The sequence below is a fragment of the Hyphococcus sp. D3-15 genome (assembly GCF_055809375.1).
The window spans coordinates 2149799-2167324 of sequence record NZ_CM147910.1 but is presented as its reverse complement, the minus strand read 5'-3'; the positions used below and the strand labels follow the sequence as shown (position 1 = coordinate 2167324).

Below are 17526 nucleotides of genomic sequence, written 5' to 3'. Positions count from 1 at the left end.
TTGGGATTCCATGGTTAAGCGCAACATTATCGCCATCATTGTCGCCGCGGGGCGCGGCAGCCGCGCCGGCGCCGGCGGGCCGAAGCAATATCGCAATCTCGCCGGCCGCGCAGTCATCTCCCGAACCGCCGAAGCGTTCCTCACCCATCCGGATATCGACGCGGTGCGGGTCATCATCCATCGCGACGATCGCGAGGAATATGACCAGGCCATGGGCGACCTCCTGAAACATCGCAAACTCATCGATCCGGTGACCGGCGGCGCAGAGCGGCAGGACTCTGTGCGCCTCGGCCTGGAGAGCGTCGTCGAGGACAAGCCGTTGCGCGTTCTCATTCATGACGCGGCGCGGCCCTTTATCGATGAAAGAACCATCACCCGCGTCATCAATGCGCTCGATACGAATGATGGCGCCATCGCCGCTTTGCCAGTGCACGACACCATTAAGCGTGAAGGAGACGGCGCCGGCGGCCTGAAGCGTATATCCGCCACCGTGCCGCGCGAAGCCTTGTGGCGCGCGCAGACGCCGCAAGCTTTTCACTTCGACAAAATTCTCGCCGCCCATCGCGCGGCGGAAGGCAAAGTCCTCACCGATGACGCCGCCGTCGCTGAAGCCGCAGGCCTTTCCGTCGCGCTGGTTCCCGGCTCGCCGGACAATATGAAACTGACGCAGGCGGAAGATTTCGGCATGGCTGAAACCCTTCTCGGCCGGAAAGACAAACAGATGGAATATCGCACCGGACATGGCTTCGACGTTCACGCTTTCGAAGAGGGCAACGCCGTTATTCTCTGCGGCGTCGAGATTCCGCATATCCAAAAGCTCAAAGGCCATTCTGACGCCGATGTAGGCATGCACGCCCTGACAGACGCCATTCTCGGCGCCATTGGCGAAGGCGATATTGGCGATCACTTCCCGCCTTCCGAGCCGAAATGGAAAGGCGCGCCAAGCCATGTCTTTCTGGAAAAGGCGCGGGATCTCGTCGCCCGCCAAAAAGGCAAAATCACCCATTGCGACGTGACCTTGATCTGCGAGGCCCCGAAAATCGGCCCTCATCGCGATCGGATGCGCGCCGCCCTCGCGGTCATCTTGAACATCGACGAACGACGCGTATCTGTAAAAGCGACGACAACTGAAGAGCTGGGCTTTACCGGTCGCCGCGAAGGCATCGCCGCCATGGCGACCGCGACCATCGGCCTGCCGGTCACGGAGTAATCGATGAAAGAACTTGTCCGCGCCAATAAGCCCGCTCTTTTGTCGTTTGTGCAGAGCCTGCTTCGCGACGCCGAGATCGAATTTATTCTGACGGACGAGCATGCGAGCATCATGGATGGCTCCATCGGCGCGCTGCCGCGCCGCATCCTTGTCAGCGATGACGATTTCGAAGAAGCGATGCGCATCATGCGCGATGCAGATATCGGCGATGAGATCAGCCGCACGCACACTAAGAGTTAGCCCATGGACGACCTTCGATCCTTCGAGACACAAAAATTTCTTCATCCTGAGGGGCGCCCTAGCGCCGTCTCGAAGGGCGAAGAAATTTTTGCTCCTCAGGATGAAGGTCTTATTCTGACTGCACGACCTCAAAGGATGCGATCTTGACCCAAACCCATCGCATCTGGTCGCTGGCGCAGTCGATCATCGACAAGGCCGGCGCCGAAGGATTGCTGGTAGCGACGGCCGAGTCGTGCACTGGCGGTCTGATCGCCGGCGCACTGACGGATGTGCCGGGATCGTCAGCGGTCGTCGATCGTGGATATGTCACCTATTCCAACGAAGCCAAAAACGAAATGCTGGGCGTGCCCATGTCGCTCATCGAAAAAAATGGCGCGGTCAGTGCGCCTGTCGCGCGGGCCATGGCGGCGGGCGCCCTCGCCCATTCGCGAGCCGATGTCGCCGTTTCGGTCACCGGCATAGCTGGCCCCACAGGCGGCACAACGCGCAAGCCCGTCGGCCTTGTGTGGTTCGGGCTTGCAGCAAAAGGCGGAATCATCCGCGCCGAGCGGCGGGTGTTCGCCTTCGGATCGCGCGATTTCGTGCGCACAAAAGCGACGGAAACTGCGTTGCACCTCATGCTGACCGCGCTCGGCGAATAGCTGTAATCGCCATTCGCAATGACAAGCTTTCATCGCGACGCGCTCTGCGCGTTTTATTTTCAACATATTTATTTTTCGCTGAGCGGCGGCCTGGGACGCCGCCTAATCCGAACCTGAAACCACAAAGCCGCGACTTTTTCAAAGGCAACAATCCGTTACGCCATCCGCCTGACACGACTATTATTCCTTGTACAGATGATTTCGATCTCCGCATGGATTGCGTATGCCGCTTCTATGACAACATCGACAAAAAACAGACATCAAACTGACGCATCATTGTGATTGAAGCGCCATTGTTGCATTGCGCAACAATTTTAATCTGTTGAGGGGTCATTGTAATGTCTTACGAAACGCGGTCTCGCGTCGATTCTGCTCGTTCAAAATTCAGCCGTCACTTCATGCGCACTTGTTGCGTTTCAGCGCTCATCGCCTGCATTTCCGCGCCGGCATTCGCGCAAACTGCTGACGACGAAACTCAGCCGGACGAAATTGTTGTTTATGGTCAGGCACTGTCCCTGAAGCGCTCGGTAGACGCCAAGCGCGGCGCAACCAACATCATGGACGCCACGGTTCAGGACGATATCGGCCGCTTGCCGGACCTCAACACCGCCGCCGTCATCCGCCGCATCACCGGCGTCGCCGTGCAGAACGACCAGGCCGAAGCGCGCTTTCCGATCATTCGCGGCCTCAACCCAACATACAACCGCACCACCATCGATGGCGGCATCGTGTCGTCGCCGGAGCGCGGCGGTTCCTCCCGCGCTGTGCCGCTTGACGTCATCCCCGCCTCCCTGCTCGGCCGCCTTGAAGTGGTGAAATCAGTGACGCCGGAACTCGACGGCAACGCCATTGGCGGCACGATCAATGTGGTCACCCGCAGCGCCTTCGATCAGGAAGATGCATTTCTCTACGGTTCGGCTTTTGTCGGCTTTCACGAGCAATCCGGCGATGGCAGCACGCTTAGCGATGGCGAAAAGGTGCAGCCATGGCGCACCAATTTCGCCGCCGGCACGCGCTTCGGTCCCGATGATCAATTCGGCGTCGTCATCGGCTTTGACTATTCCGTGCGCAATTTCGAGATCCCGCAGATCGAAGTGGATGACGCGGACTACACCGAATTCGACAGTGCCGGAAACAATGTCGGCCTTGGCAATGGCAACGGCATCATTGTTCCGACAAACAATCGCCTGTTCTTCTACAACAATACGCGCCAGCGCATTGGCGGCTCCGGCAAACTCGAATGGCGCCCAAGCGACAGCTTCGAGTTCACGGTCTCCGGCCTTTATACGCAGTTCAATGACGACGAACGCCGCGACGAGTTCATCTATGAACTAGGAACCAGCGGCGCATCCTCGCAGCCTGCAACGATCACTGACCAGACGCCGACTTCCGGCGTCACCCAGACAGGCTATGGCGCTGTCGGCATCGGCCGCTTCATTCTTGACCGCAAAATCTACAATGGACAGGCCAATGCGGTCTGGCGTCCGACGGAAAATGCAACCTTTGACGCGCGCGTCACCTATTCCGGCGCGAAACTGCACAATCCGGAATCAACGGAATCGTTCAGAACCGTCGACACATTCGGCGCGCTTTACGACACCACCGATTTCTTCCCGCGCAGCTATCCGCTTGACCCGGAAGGGTTCTACGATCCCGCCAGCTACGCACATGTCAATCGCGGCGAACTCGACCGCTTTGCGGAAGATGAAATCTTTGAGGCCGCCGTCAATGGCGAGTTTGAATTCGATGCGCTTACCGTGAAGGCGGGCGGCGTCTATCGCGATCGCAGCAAGGATGAAGGCTTTGACTTCGCCCGCTTCGTCTCTGATACGCCCTATACGCTGGCGAATGTCCCGGACAGCAAGCTTGCTGACGTCGCCTTCCAGGGAAATTACAAATTCCTCTACCGCATCGACTCTGAGGCGGCCAATGACTTCTTTGCTTCAAATCCGTTCTCGCAAACCGCGACTTCTGCTTCCGGATCTTCTGCGTCGGAACAGGTCTATGCGGGTTATGTGCAAGGCGCTCTTGATCTCGGCATTGGCTCCATCACCGGCGGCGTTCGCGTCGAGCACACTTCCTGGGATGGCGGTCCGGTCGGCGGCGAACAGGTTTCCGGCGACTACACGAATGTCCTGCCGAGCGCCGTCGCACGCTTCAATCTCGCGGAAGATGTCGTGCTGCGGCTTGCTGCATCGCGGACCATTGGCCGGCCCAATATTTCCGACCTGACGCGCGGCTTCACGCCCGGCACGGACGGCATGGACCTTACGCTGTCGCGCTCCAACCCGGAGCTTAATCCGCGCAAATCAACCAATATCGACGCCTCGCTTGAATGGTATATTCCGGACGGCATTCTGTCGGTCGGCGCCTTTTACAAGGATATCTCCGACGAGGTCTTCGTGCTGACCACAACGGATGCGAACATCACAGTCGACGGCGTTGTCTATAACCGCGTCACCCAGCCGGAAAACGCCGCCAATGCGGAAATCTTCGGCCTGGAAGCGCAGTACCAGCAGGTTCTGTCCTTCCTGCCTGCGCCATGGGACGGGCTCGGCGTCGGCGCCAACGTCACCTGGCTCGATACCGAATTCACCGTGCCGCTGGGCGACGGAACCACGCGCGACACCACCCTGCTGCAACAGCCGGATCTCACCTACAATTTGACCCTGTTCTATGCGAACGAATATTTCGAACTGCGCGGGTCATATAACTTCACTGGCGAGTTTCTCGACTTGTTGAATGCGGACGATCCGAACCACGACGAATATTGGGATGAGCGCGGACAACTTGACCTGCAGGCGCGGGTCAACGTGACCGACAATCTTTCCTTCGTCGCTGAAGCCGTTAACATCACCGATGAGGGCCGCACGGAACTGACCGGACCGAATGCGCAATTCCTGCAGGAAGACGCGCGTTTCGGCCGGACATTCTGGGTCGGCGTCAACGCCTCATTCTAACCAACAGACAAAGGGGCGCTTTGCGCAATTCGCCAGCGCCCCTTTTTTCTAGACCGGAAAACACAATGCAAATTCGCCGCGCCATTCTGACCGCTCTCGTCTTACTCTGCGCCATATCTGCTTCTCATGCAGAGGAGACGCAAAACTTGGACGAGGCGCGCGCGGCGCGGCGCGCCGCCTGGGCCGCCATGGGGATCGAAGACTATGCGCCCCCTGCCGTCGCAACCGCTGCGGCGGAAGAACTCGCCGCCTTTGAGGCGCCGGATGCAACGCAAGGCGCCGCCGCCGACGCGGATCACTTCTACGCCGTCGCCAATTACGTCATTGGAAAATATGAGCGCAAAACCGGCAAGCTGGCCTCACGCTGGCTCGGCAAAAGAGGCGGCCTGATCGGTCATCTCAATAGCTGCTACGCAGAAGCGGGCCGTCTTTATTGCGCCAATTCAAATCATCCGCATTTGCCGATGGCGAGCTCAGTCGAGATTTTCGACACAAAGACCATGCGCCATGTAGAGAGCAAAAGCTTCGGCGTGCTGGATGAAGGATCTCTGGTCTGGTTCGATCATTACAAGGATGGATGGATCGCCGGCTTCGCGCATTATGACGACGAAACCGGCCTGCCCTTCAAAGATCACTCCTATGCGGCGATCGTCACCTATGACAAGGACTGGCGCAAAACCGGCGGCTACGCCCTGCCCGCATCGATCCTTGAGAAAATGGCGCCGCAGGCGGCGTCCGGCGGCGCCATGGGGCGCGACGGAAGGCTCTATGTTATGGGGCACGATTTGCCCGAAATGTATGTGCTGGAATTCCCGCCAATGGGCCCGGTGATGATCCATGCCGCGACCATCGCCGTCCCCGCAGAAGGACAAGCCTTCGCATTTGATCCGAAAGATCCGAAGCGCGTTTGGGCGATCAGCAGGCCGCGCGGGAAAGTTGTCTCCTTCCGCTTGCCTGAACTGAACTGACCAGCTCAGCCGTAAACTTCGTCTGCGCGTTTGACGAACGCTTCGCTCATGCGTGAAAAGGCTTTGTCGAACACCGCCTGTGCGGTGGCCTGCAACAGAAAATTCCGGAACTCGAACGCGATCTCAAAGTCTATCACTGACCCGCCTTCCGGCTTGTCGCTAAAGCGCCAGTGATTTTCCAGATTGCGGAACGGACCATCCACATAGGAAGCATCTATCCGCTTTTGCGCCGGATTGAGTTTCACCTGACTGCGAAAGCGCTCGCGAAACACCCGATAGGCGACCACCATGTCTGCGGTCAGCGTGCCGGCGGTTTCATTGCGGTCAATGACGCGCAAGGCGACGCACCAGGGCAGAAATTCAGGATAGCGCTCAATATCGGCGACCAGCGCATACATCTGGTCAGCGGAATATGGGACGACGGTTTGTGTATGCCGGGCGGTCACGACGGACGCTTCGCCTTGCGGGCATAGCCGTCATAAAGGTCGAGCATGCGCTCCATCCAGGCGCCCACAGGCTGCGGCGCTTCGAAAAGGTCTTCCGGCGTAGAAAGACGCGCCCACATCAGCGCGCCCATGACGATGTAGTCGCAAAGATTGGGCGTTTCACCGCCAAGAAAACGGCACCGCGCAAGCGGCGCAGACAACATCGAAAGCGCTTCGCTGATTTTTTCCTTATGCCCGCTAGTCGCGGCGATCTCTTCAATCGTGGCGCCGAAGCGCTCCTCACGCGTGGCGCGGAAATAGGGCTTGTCCTCTTCCGCCGCCAACGCAAAAATCCGCGGCGCCAGCAAATAACCCATCGGCGGAAAAAGGGCGGAAAACACCCACGCCTTGTAAAACTCCGCTGAAGCCGCCTCGCCGCTCGTCGCCAGCAATGGATTGTCCGAAAATGTCTTGTCGAGCCAGGCGGCGATGACCGAACTGTCCTTGATCATCTCCTCGCCGTCCATGACGACCGGCACCCGCCCATAATCCGGGTCCGGGTATCGCGACTTGTCCGAAAAGCCGACGGGAACGGTCTCGAAATCGAGTCCCTTGTGCAGCAGGGCGAATTTCACAATCCAGCAAAACGGGCTCGGCCGGATCTCCAGATCCGCCAAGGCGAGATCGTATAATTTCAAAGACATGCAGCCTCATATTCCAGCGATAGATGTGGCCGGTGTCATACCCTTCGCCCCTGCTAGCGGGCAAGCGGCCAGAGGGTCACATGAGGTTTGCAACTTTTTCTCGAAATGACTCGACAAAGCACAAGCATAGATTGTAGTAAGGATTTGTTGTTTATTTGTTCTTTACTTGTTTAATAGGGGGCGATGGTGATGAGTACAAAGCAACACTATCAGGATATAGCATTTTTCAACATAGAGAAGACGCCGCCGCCACCCAAAAAGTCAAATCCGCTCATCGTCGCCTTAGGGGGCGCGCTGTTCGCCGTGGTTTTGATCGGGATCGGTTATTGCGTGGGCGTCAGAGCGGGCGCTTTTGAGCCACCCTGCTGCCTGGCGCTGGATTTCGACTTCGAATAGCGCCCGACCAATCCACGCTTCCACCATTAAATTGGCCGGCTGCATTTGGCCGCAAACTTTCGGGGGTTCTTCATGAAACAGTATCTGTCGCTGTGCGCTGCAATGGCTGTGGCCGCAACCGGTTGCGCCAGCAATTTCGAGCATCACACGATCCGCGAGAGCGTCGCCGACAAAACCTGCGAAGCGCAATATAAGCCGGGCCGCCAGAACTACCTCGCCGCAATCGAGACCATCATTGAGCGGCACGGCTTTCCCGATGCGCCGGCGGCGCCCTCGATGCGTTCAGGGCGGAAATCAACGCCTCATACAATACGGTGGTGCAGCGCTGTAAAACCCACACCCATTGCCTTGAAACCCACGGCTATCGCGAAGCCAAATGCTATATGGCGGCGAGCGATCGCAAGGACGCTGAACGGGACTTTTCAGACCTTGCCAAAGAATTGCGCCGCATCGAAAACCAGGCGCGCCTGATTGCATCCGCCACCGCAGCGGCGAGCCGCGACACCTCCGTCAATGTGGTGACGGAAGTCGACCAATCGGTCCGGACCAAACAAAAGAACGATCAGCAAAATGGCGATGACATCGAGGATCAGGATGTGCTGGCGGTTTGCGGCGACGCGCGGAACCTTTTGAAAGCCCGCTGTCGTAGTCCTTGCCCGGCCTGTTAGCCGTTTTTGGCGGCGCGCGCCGCCTGAAGCCGGGCGAAATCTTCGCCCGCATGATGCGAGGAGCGCGTCAGGGGCGATGAAGACACCATCAAAAAGCCCTTGGCCCGCGCCAGCGTTTCATAGGACTTGAATTCATCGGGATGCACGTAGCGATCTATGGGCGCATGTTTGCGCGTCGGCTGAAGATATTGCCCGATGGTGATGAAGTCGACGCCGGCGGACCGCATGTCATCCATGACCTGCATGACTTCCTCGCGGGTTTCCCCCAGCCCGACCATGATCCCCGATTTGGTGAACATATTCGGGTCGCGCTCTTTGACTTTTTCAAGGAGGCGCATGGAATGAAAATACCGCGCGCCCGGGCGGATCGAAAGATAAAGGCGCGGCACGGTTTCAAGATTGTGGTTGAACACGTCCGGCCCTGAATCGATCACGATCTCCGCCGCATTTGCTTTGCGCAAAAAGTCCGGCGTCAGGATTTCGATGGTCGTGCCCGGTGCAGCGGCGCGTATGGCGCGCACAACCTTTGCAAAATGATCAGCGCCGCCATCTTCAAGATCATCGCGATCCACGGATGTGATGACGACGTGCTTAAGACCCATCTCCGCGACGGCCAATCCGACATTTTTTGGCTCATCAGGATCCAGCGCCGCCGGCATGCCGGTCTTCACATTGCAGAATGCGCAGGCCCGGGTGCAGGTGTCTCCCATGATCATCATGGTCGCGTGCTTCTTGTCCCAGCACTCGCCAATATTCGGGCAAGCCGCCTCTTCGCAAACGGTCGTCAGGTTTTTGGAACGAACGATGTCGCGCGTCTGGGAATAGCCTTTCGACACCGGCGCTTTAACGCGGATCCATTCAGGCTTGCGCAAAACGGGGCTGTCTTCCCGCTTCTGTTTTTCGGGGTGCCGCGGCTTGCCGTTGAGCGTGTCGATGAGCGTGGTCATGTCCGCCCATGTAGCAGCGGCTGCCGGCTTTTGTAAGGGGCTCGCCCGCCACCAGCGGGCAAGCGAGAATTCCCTAGAACATCAAGCGGTTAATATCGTCGGTGATTTCATCGAAAGGACGGTGAATGATCGCGCCGTCCATCGGCTCGCCGAGGGAAACGTTGATCGCTTCCCACGCCTCTATGGACGGGATCACCTGGGCCTTGTCGACTCGCGCGAGCCTGCCACCCTCGGTCGAGAATTTCACCACTTCCCGCGAAACAGGCAGGCGCAGCCAGCGCCAGACCCGGCGCTGGATTTCGCCGCTCTCATAAAGCGCCCAGCGCGGATCGGTCCCGTCTTTGGAAATGTCAAAGAACAATGTCTTCATATCGCCGGCGTCGGCCAAGGCCAAAACGCCATTGGCGTGTTCGTAGAATTTCGGCGCCCGGCCATTGCTGAGGAATGACGCCTCGCCAAAGCCGCATCGCAGATCGGCGATCGCCTTGCGCTTGGCCATCACGCTTTCTTGAAACTCCGCCACGATGTTCGGCCATTCCTGACGGCCGATAACATAGATGCCGAAAGCAACCATCAAGATGATCGAAAGCCCAAGCTGCACGACCATCATCGGCCCGCCCGCCTGGTAAGAGAATGCAAGCGTCAAAGGCAGCATCAACGCAAATGTCGCCGCCAGCGGCCGCTTGAACCCGATCAAATCTTCACGGGCGTAATCATTGACATTGTCCGAGTAGTCGGCGGCGCTTTTCAGGCGCACGACAACCGGAGCCGGAATTTCCACACGCGCAGTTGTCAGCATGTCTTCCTCTTTTCAAAAATCGTTTCGAGGAAACCTTGGCGCCTAAAATTTTCCGTGAGTTTAAAAGCTTAACGCCAAATTGAAATTCATTGTCCGGGGCTAGGCCGGGCAAGGAGCCCGGTGGTTAATGCGCGCCGCATTCTCGCCACAATTGGGCGCCGTTTCGCCTTAAAGCGGCACCGCCGTGCGGCGCAAAACCTTGCGGATCGCGAAATTTGTAATCACCCGGTCGACGCCCGGCAGGCGCGTCAGGATTTCCGTGTGAATGCGCTCATAATCCGCACCGTCGCGGCACAGAATGCGCAGCAGATAATCCGAGAGCCCCGCCATCAAATAGCACTCCATGATTTCCGGGTGCAGGGTCAACGCTTTTTCAAATGCCGCAAGCGTCGCTTGTTGCTGGTTCTTCAGCGTCGCCTGAACGAAGACAGAGGTTTCAAGTCCGGCCGCCGGCTCATCGACCAGCACAACCTGCTGCGTGATGACTCCCGTGCGCCAGAGCTCCTTGACGCGCTTGTGACAGGCAGAGGGCGACAGGCCGACCTTTTCCCCCAGCTCGGTAAAAGGCGTCTGAGCGTCCGCCTGAAGGACTTTCAGGATTGCTGTATCGAAACGGTCCAAATCGCGAATCCCATATCTTTCAAGCGGCAATTTATCGAACTATATTCTTCCCAATTCACTATATGCCGTAAAATATCAAGAAAATACTCCAAAATCAGAATATGATACGTCCAACTTAGCCTCAGGAGGGTATTCATGCTGGTTGGCGTTCCAAAGGAAATCAAGAATCACGAATATCGCGTCGGCCTCGTCCCCGGCAGCGTGCGCGAATATGTGCAAAACGGCCATGAGGTATTGGTGGAAACCAATGCCGGCGCCGGCATCAAGGCCAGCGACGCCGATTATGTCGCTGCGGGCGCCAAGATCGCCCCTGACGCGAAAACCGTCTTCGCCAAGTCCGACATGATCGTGAAGGTGAAAGAGCCGCAGCCCACGGAATGGACGCAGCTTCGCGAAGGACAAATTCTGTACACCTATCTTCATCTGGCGCCGGACGCGAAACAAGCGCGCGGACTGATGGAGTCGGGCGTTACTGCGGTCGCGTATGAAACAGTGACTGACTCTTTTGGCGGCTTGCCGCTATTGGCGCCGATGAGCGAGGTTGCGGGGCGACTTTCAATTCAAGCCGCCGCCTATAATCTGACGGCCCATCAAGGCGGACGCGGCCTGTTGATGGGCGGCGTGCCCGGCGTGTTGCCGGCGAAAGTGCTGGTGATCGGCGGCGGCGTTGTCGGCGTGCATGCAGCACGCATGGCTGTCGGCCTTGGCGCGGATGTGACAATCCTCGATCGGTCTAATCGCCGCCTTGCAGAGCTAGATGAGCTTTTCGAAGGCCGGGCGAAAACCCGTTACTCCACCTATGAAGCGCTGGATGAAGAAACCGACAGCGCTGATGTGGTTGTCGGCGCGGTGCTGATCCCCGGCGCGAGCGCGCCGAAACTAGTCACCCGCGACATGCTGAAAGGCATGAAAGAAGGCGCGGTGCTTGTGGATGTGGCGATCGATCAGGGAGGCTGTTTCGAAACCTCGCACGCCACCACCCATGCCGATCCGACTTATGTTGTGGATGACATCATCCATTATTGCGTTGCGAACATGCCGGGCGCGGTGCCCCTCACCTCTTCCCATGCACTCAACAACGCAACGCTGGGGTTCGGCCTGCAACTCGCCAATAAAGGCCTGGAGGCGCTGAAAGCGAACCCGCATCTGCAGGACGGCCTGAACATCCACAAGGGAAAGGTCACCTATGCCGCCGTCGCTGAGGCGCTGGGCGTGGATTACGTGCCGGCCCAAGACGCGCTGAAGTAAAGAGCGCGCATCGCCAAGCTTCAGGCCCTATTCGCACCGCCGGATAGGGCCTTTTTCTTGTCTCCAGCCTTCCTCACAGGATTATTACCTTATCGTAAGGCGATAAGACTTCTCTCTGTGCTGAAAATACTTGCCGGAAATAGTGGATCAGGGCCATATTCCCCCACGGAGAGAGGGTATTTCTATGCGCAAGATGTTATTGCCATGCAGTGTTGCGATTAGCACGTTCTGCGGCGCTTTGGGCGCGGCGCAAGCCAGCGCCGGACCGCTGCCGATCAAACCGTCATCGGCCAGCATGTTCGCCGACAGCGGCGCCGCTCGTCAGGACGCGCGCTCAGCCCTCAATACAATCCTCAACCGTTTCATCACGGAAGAGGAAATCGCCATCACGACGACTTCTGCCGCAGATCCTGAAACCGCCAATGGCGAATGCCCGGAAGAGTCCGAGACCAAAGTCGCGGATGCAGAAGGCGCCGCTGAAGAGAAAAACGAGAAGCAGGGACTGGCCAGCCCTGAGCCGATCTATTTCGCGTTTTAATCTCTTATTTTTTAATCCGGATCGGCGCTAGGGGCGCTTTGTCGTCTTGCGCGGTTTTCTTCCCGCCAGGAGAGACAGATCATTGCCATAGCGCCCGTGCATCAGGCGCAAGATGACGATGACCATGCCCGATAGCGCGAAGATCAGCCCCGTCACCGCCGCAGTGATGACAAGCGGATTGTTGAAGTCTTCACGATCTTCGTAATCCATAATGTGCAGCATCCAGAAAAAATCATAGAGCCGCCAAATGTCGTTGCGACGCGCGCGCACCTCTCCGCTAGAGGGTGAAATGTAAAGCCGCGTGTGCCGCTTGTCGTCAAAATCAACGCGCCAGATTGGCGTCTCGCCGCGATATTCCCGTGGCGGAAATGAAACCAGCGCCGCGCGGGCGATTTCGCCTTCGCCCACATAATCTTGCCTGGCGATTTTTCGAACATCGTTTTCGGATAGCGGCGTCAGCTTTTCGCCGGTCCCCGCATCAAAGATCGCAGCCGCGGCGCCGGGTCCGCTGGTCACATAGACCGGGCGCCCGAGAAACCGGCGCAGCTCGACCGAGGTGGCGCCCTCCGCCTGCGCAATAATCCCGCCGGGCGATGCATAGGTTTGCGCATCGAGCGCGGTCTTCGGCGCAGAATAGGCCGTCGTCTCGCCGCGAACCAATTCAATCGGAAAGACGCTCATGACGACGCCGCTCGCCATCCAGAGCAGCACCTGAATCCCGAGGATCAACCCCGCCCACAAATGGATACGCTGCACCAGCGCTTTCATCGTCATTCAGCGCTTGCTCCCGGCGCAGCAATATCTGAAGCCGACAGCGGCGTCGTCAGCAGCGTTTCGAAAGCCTGCCAGCGTTCATTCTCGCCAGTGGCCTGGCCCTCTACATAGGCGGCCACGAGATCGCGGCCCAGATTGTAATTCAGGACATACCCACGATAGGTTTCGATGAACCGCACGCGCTGCTCCGAACGTTCCCGTGAATCGAGTTTGTATTTCTGGATCAGGCCGATCGCTGCTTCACGGCTGATGCGGCCGTCGAGATATTCGCGCGCCACATAATTATCCGCATGGGAGAGCTTCTGACGCAGCACGTTCAGCTTTTCGAGGGTTTCGGCCTTGGCCGGATCAAGCCCCGCGAGCGGAAACAGGACATCGCGCTCAAAAGCGATTTTCTCGTCGCCTGGAAAGGCCAGTTCAATGCCGTAATTGCCGGACCCTTCCGCGATCACCGCCAATGGCGCAAATAGGGGGAATACGGAATATTCGACCCATCCCTGTCCGCCCAAAAGATCCCGCTCAAGAAAGACGTTCCATGTGTGATGACCGGGATAGCCTTCATGACAGCCAAGATCGACGGCGCGGTCGATGATGATCGGGAAATCGGTGTTGACCTGTATCAGGCTTTCATAGTCGCCCTGATACCAGTTGTAACCGCTCCATGGCTTGTCGGTCACGAATTCAAGGCGAAAGCGTTCATCCGCCGGCAGCGCGTAATGGGCGCGCGTTCGCTTGCGGCATTCAGCAATGGCGGCGTCAAATACAGGGCGCAATTTATTCGCTGGGATCGCGAGCGAATTGCGGAACGCCTCGACCCTTTCGGAGAGCGCGCCTTCTCCGGGGAGAAGCGCATCAACTTGCGCAAGCGCCGTATCGAACTCCGACAAGTCATATTGCGGCGCGACCGCGTCATAGAGCAGCCGGGTTTCTTCATCGAAAGTGAAGGTCTTGCCCTGCGCCATTTGAATGCGGGTCAGAGCGGCGCGGATCAGCTTTTCCAGCATCGCCCCGCGCTCAGAGCTTTCCATGCGATTTGCACGGGCGACGGAGATCAGCAGGCCTTGCGCATCCTCCTCAAGCAGGTCGAGAGGGCGCTGGTCTTGCACCGCCATGTCCGCCCATTCTTCCGGGCCGTGATAGGCGTCGACAAAAGCGAAATCATGCTGGCCAAGCGCAAGCGATAGTTTGACGAAGCTTTCGCCGATGGCGTTCAGACTCGCCGCTTGCTCTTGCTGGGCGACATAGCTGTCCGGCGGCGGCGGATCGCTTAGATCAACTGGGCTCGCCGAAAGCTGGTTTTGCTCCTCGGGAGGAGACTGGTCGCCGCCGCATGCCGCGAGTGCGGCGCCTGCGCCAATGATGGCGATCAGAGCGGCGGCGAACCGGTTCATCGAAGGTTAGGCGGCGTTGCCGGAAAAGGTCGAAGTGCCAAACGCGCCGAGCTTCACATTGCCCGAGATCACATCGCCTTCAGTCAGACCTTCAAATTCCAGCGTAATCGGCATCGGCGACGTCACCTTTGCATGCCAGCTCAGTTTTTCGCCATCGACCTTGCCGTTTTCGATCGCCGAGGAGCCCGCAGCGCCGGACATTTCACCGGTCAGCGCGTCGCCTTCCTGCTTCAGCGTCAAGGTTGCGTTCTGATCGCCCATCGGGGTTTTGATCGTGATGTTCCACTTGCCGTCAATCGCCATGTTTCGTCTCCTGTTTTCCCTGCGGGGCGGTGTTTCTTTCGCGTCAGACCTTAGCGAATGCGCGCTTGCGCGCAAGGCCGGACCGCAGAGCGCGCCGCCGCGATATCAGCGCTTGCGGTGCTCGCGCCGCCAAGTCTCCATCGACTGGGAGATGGCGAAGGTTTCACGATATTTTGGCGAGATCCGAGGGCCGTGGCGGACGCTCGGCGGTGAGCGCCATGATCTCTGCGAGCTTGTTATGGGCGGCGCCGGACTGGCCCGCACCGATATAGGCATGCAGCTCGATCAGCGCGTCGGACAACGGGTCGTCGGCGCGGATGACGAAATAGGGCTCGTCATCTGCGAGGTCGTCATAACAATCGAATTTCGACGGGTTGGTTTTAGATCCGACAACGGGCGCGCTCATGGGGATAGGGTCCTTTTACTGAGGGCCCTTTATTGAGCGATTCGATGGCGGATTCGCACCCCGTTTTCACCTATCGGCAATCGCCGGTGCGCTTCGCCTCGATCACGAATTTCATGCGCTCCATGGCCTTCATGGCGAGCTTCAATTGGGCGTCGCTGACTTCCTGCCCGCCGGCGCCGGGTTTTATCTGGGCATCCAGCTTCATCCGGACTTCCACTTTGGCGCGGTCCGCGCCGACTGCCCCGGCATAGATAAAGCGATTGGCGCCTGTCGCCATTTTCGGGTCCGCCATGCAGGAGATTTCACCGGCGATGGCGTTGCCTTCGCGCTGGGCGTGATTGATCGTACAAAGCGGCGACAGCTTGTAATAGTTTTCCGCCAGCACATGCGGAAAAGATGCGCGCTGCGCTTCGGTCAGGCAAAAAGCATCCGGCGCTTTGTTTGTATCCACATGCTTTAAAAGCCCCGCCCCGGACAGAGTGATTTCGTAAAGACCCGCCGACGGATCGACTGGCGTTTCACTCGCCGGGTCCGTTTGCTCCACGCATGCGGCGGCAAGCAGAGACACGGCTCCTGCTTTTACGATATGGCGGCAAACTTGAAACTTACTCTGCATGGCCTTCTCCCTCCGCAAGCGCATTCAGGGTCTTAGCTAACAAGCTTTGGTAAAGAGTCGTTTACGTTCGGAGGAAAATGCCCCGGACAATGCCGGTTCCGAGAGCGGCTCAGCACTCAAGTTGAGACTGACTTGCCACTATAGAACACGCCCAGCCGCAACACCGCCCACATTACACCGGTGGCGGCGGTTGCGATCAGCGTCAAGGCGAGATCAGGCGAGTACCGGTTCAAGGTCCCCATCGATACGCCAAAGAGATGCGGGATGAGGTATATCGCGGCCCAGGCCAGCGCGATCGTCATGACGAGCGGGAACCACAGGCTGAACGCGCCGGACAGGCCGGATTTGGCGCGCAATCCATTGCGACCAAGCACTGCCTGGATCACGCCGGCGACGAACAGAAGCGGCGCCAGCACAAAAGAGGCAAACAATCCCTTGCGGCTCCATTGGCCTTGATCACTGGCCTCATCCAGACCGAGGGCTCTGGCGCTGACGCCATTGAACAGCGCGGCGTTTTCGCCAAACCCCATGCCGCTTCCCGAATTGACGAGGACGACGACACCCTTTCGCTCCTCCGGGACCATGATGGCGAGCGTTTCTATTCCGGGTGTAAGGCCTGTGTGGGAAACAGTTCCATTCCTGGCGTCGACGCCCCAGCCGAAACCGTAAAACGGTGATGCAGCGCTGGCGGGGCGCATCATCTCCGCCTTGCTCCGGGCGCTGATGATGTCGTCCTCGCCATTCATCATGATCGCGAGATATCGCGCCAAATCGCTGGCGCTCGCGATGACGCCGCCTGTCGGAGCGGACATGCGATCCGTCCTGCCCTCTTTTACAGGGCGCTTCGCGCCAAACCAGGGCAGATGTCCTCTTGCGATATTGTCATGGCTTTCGCCGTCAGCGACGAAGCTGTGCGCCATGCCAATCGGATCGAGGATTTGTGTCTGGATATAGCTCGCATAGTCCTGACCGCTGACAAGCTCGATGAGGGCGCCGAGAATATGGTAGTTTGCGTTTGAATAGTCCCATTTGGCGCCGGGCTCATAAGCGGGCGCCCATTGCGCAATGCGGGTGACCTGGCGAAGCAACGCATCTGCGCCCTGCGCCCGGTCAGCGGCCGTATCGTTCCCCTGCAGGGTCGAATAGCCGCTTGTATGACTGAGCAATTGCCGGATTGTGATTGCGCCGGAGGGACGGTCTGAGAACATGTCCAGATATTGCGAAATCCCGGCATCCAGATCGACCTTGCCGGCCTCCGCCAGTTGCATCACGGCCATCGCCGTAAAGCTTTTGGATATTGAGCCAATCACGAACGGCGTATCCGGCGTGATCATCCTGCCGCTGCCGACCAACATTTCTCCCCGTGCGCCTGAAGAAATGTCACCGTCGTCGACCACCGCATAAGCGAGACCCGATGTTCCGGAGGCCGGTATTTCGGCGGCGATAAATTCATCGATGGAGTCAGCAGGCGCGCTCGCGTGCAGCGCCGTCGCAAAGCTCAAAATGAAAAAAGACAAAAACGCCCGCATTAATCTGCCCCCGCCATTTTTTCGCATGGCCTAGCACAGATCGACGGACCGCCCAAACCGGCGGCGGCGCGGTCTTTAGTTTGGGTCCTTTACAAACGCGGCCTCTTGACGGGTGATTTGGCCTTGAAAGGGACGCCGCGTT

20 protein-coding genes are annotated in these 17526 nt (G+C 58.4%); 9 read left to right on the top strand and 11 right to left on the bottom strand.

Annotated elements, in window-relative coordinates; translation table 11 throughout:
* Window positions 1-10: 10 nt before the first annotated feature.
* From AC0L8G_RS10750 to AC0L8G_RS10730, 5 genes are all read left to right on the top strand, one after another.
* The gene (locus AC0L8G_RS10750) at window positions 11-1210 is read left to right on the top strand and encodes a bifunctional 2-C-methyl-D-erythritol 4-phosphate cytidylyltransferase/2-C-methyl-D-erythritol 2,4-cyclodiphosphate synthase (RefSeq protein ID WP_473384195.1); all 1200 of its coding nucleotides are present in this window, start codon (window positions 11-13) and stop codon (window positions 1208-1210) included.
* Between the two features lie 3 nt (window positions 1211-1213).
* A complete protein-coding gene (locus AC0L8G_RS10745) occupies window positions 1214-1450 on the top strand; it encodes a putative signal transducing protein (RefSeq protein ID WP_473384194.1) in 237 nt (78 codons plus the stop codon).
* Between the two features lie 143 nt (window positions 1451-1593).
* A complete protein-coding gene (locus AC0L8G_RS10740) occupies window positions 1594-2091 on the top strand; it encodes a CinA family protein (protein WP_473384193.1) in 498 nt (165 codons plus the stop codon).
* Window positions 2092-2429: 338 nt separating this feature from the next.
* A complete protein-coding gene (locus tag AC0L8G_RS10735; RefSeq protein ID WP_473384192.1) occupies window positions 2430-5051 on the top strand; it encodes a TonB-dependent receptor in 2622 nt (873 codons plus the stop codon).
* Window positions 5052-5197: 146 nt separating this feature from the next.
* Window positions 5198-6019 (top strand): hypothetical protein, encoded by an 822-nt coding sequence (locus AC0L8G_RS10730; protein WP_473384191.1) that lies wholly within the window; start codon window positions 5198-5200, stop codon window positions 6017-6019.
* A gap of 5 nt (window positions 6020-6024) precedes the next feature.
* Here the strand turns inward: AC0L8G_RS10730 and AC0L8G_RS10725 are convergent, their stop codons facing one another.
* Together AC0L8G_RS10725 and AC0L8G_RS10720 are read right to left on the bottom strand one after the other, a co-directional pair.
* Window positions 6025-6417, bottom strand: a complete 393-nt coding sequence (locus tag AC0L8G_RS10725) for a type II toxin-antitoxin system RatA family toxin (RefSeq protein WP_473388852.1) — start codon at window positions 6415-6417, stop codon at window positions 6025-6027.
* 44 nt (window positions 6418-6461) lie between these two features.
* The gene (locus tag AC0L8G_RS10720) at window positions 6462-7148 is read right to left on the bottom strand and encodes a glutathione S-transferase N-terminal domain-containing protein (RefSeq protein ID WP_473384190.1); all 687 of its coding nucleotides are present in this window, start codon (window positions 7146-7148) and stop codon (window positions 6462-6464) included.
* 189 nt (window positions 7149-7337) lie between these two features.
* Here AC0L8G_RS10720 and AC0L8G_RS10715 point away from each other — a divergent pair, with 189 nt between their 5' ends.
* Window positions 7338-7544 carry a hypothetical protein gene (locus tag AC0L8G_RS10715; protein ID WP_473384189.1) on the top strand — a complete coding sequence of 69 codons (207 nt, stop codon included), beginning with the start codon at window positions 7338-7340 and terminating at the stop codon, window positions 7542-7544.
* 317 nt (window positions 7545-7861) lie between these two features.
* Window positions 7862-8212 carry a hypothetical protein gene (locus tag AC0L8G_RS10710; protein ID WP_473384188.1) on the top strand — a complete coding sequence of 117 codons (351 nt, stop codon included), beginning with the start codon at window positions 7862-7864 and terminating at the stop codon, window positions 8210-8212.
* Here the strand turns inward: AC0L8G_RS10710 and lipA are convergent.
* From lipA to AC0L8G_RS10695, 3 genes are all read right to left on the bottom strand, one after another.
* On the bottom strand, window positions 8209-9159 hold the full coding sequence (lipA, locus tag AC0L8G_RS10705; protein ID WP_473384187.1) for a lipoyl synthase: 951 nt from the start codon (window positions 9157-9159) through the stop codon (window positions 8209-8211). The genes AC0L8G_RS10710 and lipA overlap by 4 nt on opposite strands.
* Before the next feature lie 73 nt (window positions 9160-9232).
* Window positions 9233-9958, bottom strand: coding sequence for a hypothetical protein (locus AC0L8G_RS10700; protein ID WP_473384186.1), 726 nt, complete (start codon window positions 9956-9958; stop codon window positions 9233-9235).
* A 168-nt stretch (window positions 9959-10126) separates the two neighbouring features.
* Window positions 10127-10579 (bottom strand): Lrp/AsnC family transcriptional regulator, encoded by a 453-nt coding sequence (locus AC0L8G_RS10695; protein ID WP_473384185.1) that lies wholly within the window; start codon window positions 10577-10579, stop codon window positions 10127-10129.
* A 135-nt stretch (window positions 10580-10714) separates the two neighbouring features.
* Between AC0L8G_RS10695 and ald the strand changes: the two genes are divergently transcribed.
* Entirely contained in the window at window positions 10715-11827 is a 1113-nt protein-coding gene (gene ald / locus AC0L8G_RS10690) for an alanine dehydrogenase (protein WP_473384184.1), read from the top strand.
* A gap of 184 nt (window positions 11828-12011) precedes the next feature.
* Entirely contained in the window at window positions 12012-12365 is a 354-nt protein-coding gene (locus tag AC0L8G_RS10685) for a hypothetical protein (protein ID WP_473384183.1), read from the top strand.
* 27 nt (window positions 12366-12392) lie between these two features.
* On the opposite strand, the gene AC0L8G_RS10680 is transcribed toward AC0L8G_RS10685, so the two are convergent.
* From AC0L8G_RS10680 to AC0L8G_RS10655, 6 genes are all read right to left on the bottom strand, one after another.
* Window positions 12393-13139: a PepSY domain-containing protein gene (locus AC0L8G_RS10680; RefSeq protein WP_473384182.1), complete on the bottom strand. Its 747-nt coding sequence runs from the start codon at window positions 13137-13139 to the stop codon at window positions 12393-12395.
* Entirely contained in the window at window positions 13136-14530 is a 1395-nt protein-coding gene (locus tag AC0L8G_RS10675; RefSeq protein WP_473384181.1) for a hypothetical protein, read from the bottom strand. Before AC0L8G_RS10675 ends, AC0L8G_RS10680 begins: the two co-directional genes overlap by 4 nt.
* Window positions 14531-14536: 6 nt before the next feature.
* On the bottom strand, window positions 14537-14833 hold the full coding sequence (locus tag AC0L8G_RS10670; protein WP_473384180.1) for a hypothetical protein: 297 nt from the start codon (window positions 14831-14833) through the stop codon (window positions 14537-14539).
* 163 nt (window positions 14834-14996) lie between these two features.
* Window positions 14997-15239: an aspartate decarboxylase gene (locus tag AC0L8G_RS10665; RefSeq protein ID WP_473384179.1), complete on the bottom strand. Its 243-nt coding sequence runs from the start codon at window positions 15237-15239 to the stop codon at window positions 14997-14999.
* 70 nt (window positions 15240-15309) lie between these two features.
* A complete protein-coding gene (locus AC0L8G_RS10660; protein WP_473384178.1) occupies window positions 15310-15855 on the bottom strand; it encodes a DUF3617 domain-containing protein in 546 nt (181 codons plus the stop codon).
* 116 nt (window positions 15856-15971) lie between these two features.
* Window positions 15972-17372, bottom strand: a complete 1401-nt coding sequence (locus AC0L8G_RS10655) for a serine hydrolase domain-containing protein (protein WP_473384177.1) — start codon at window positions 17370-17372, stop codon at window positions 15972-15974.
* Window positions 17373-17526: the final 154 nt, after the last annotated feature.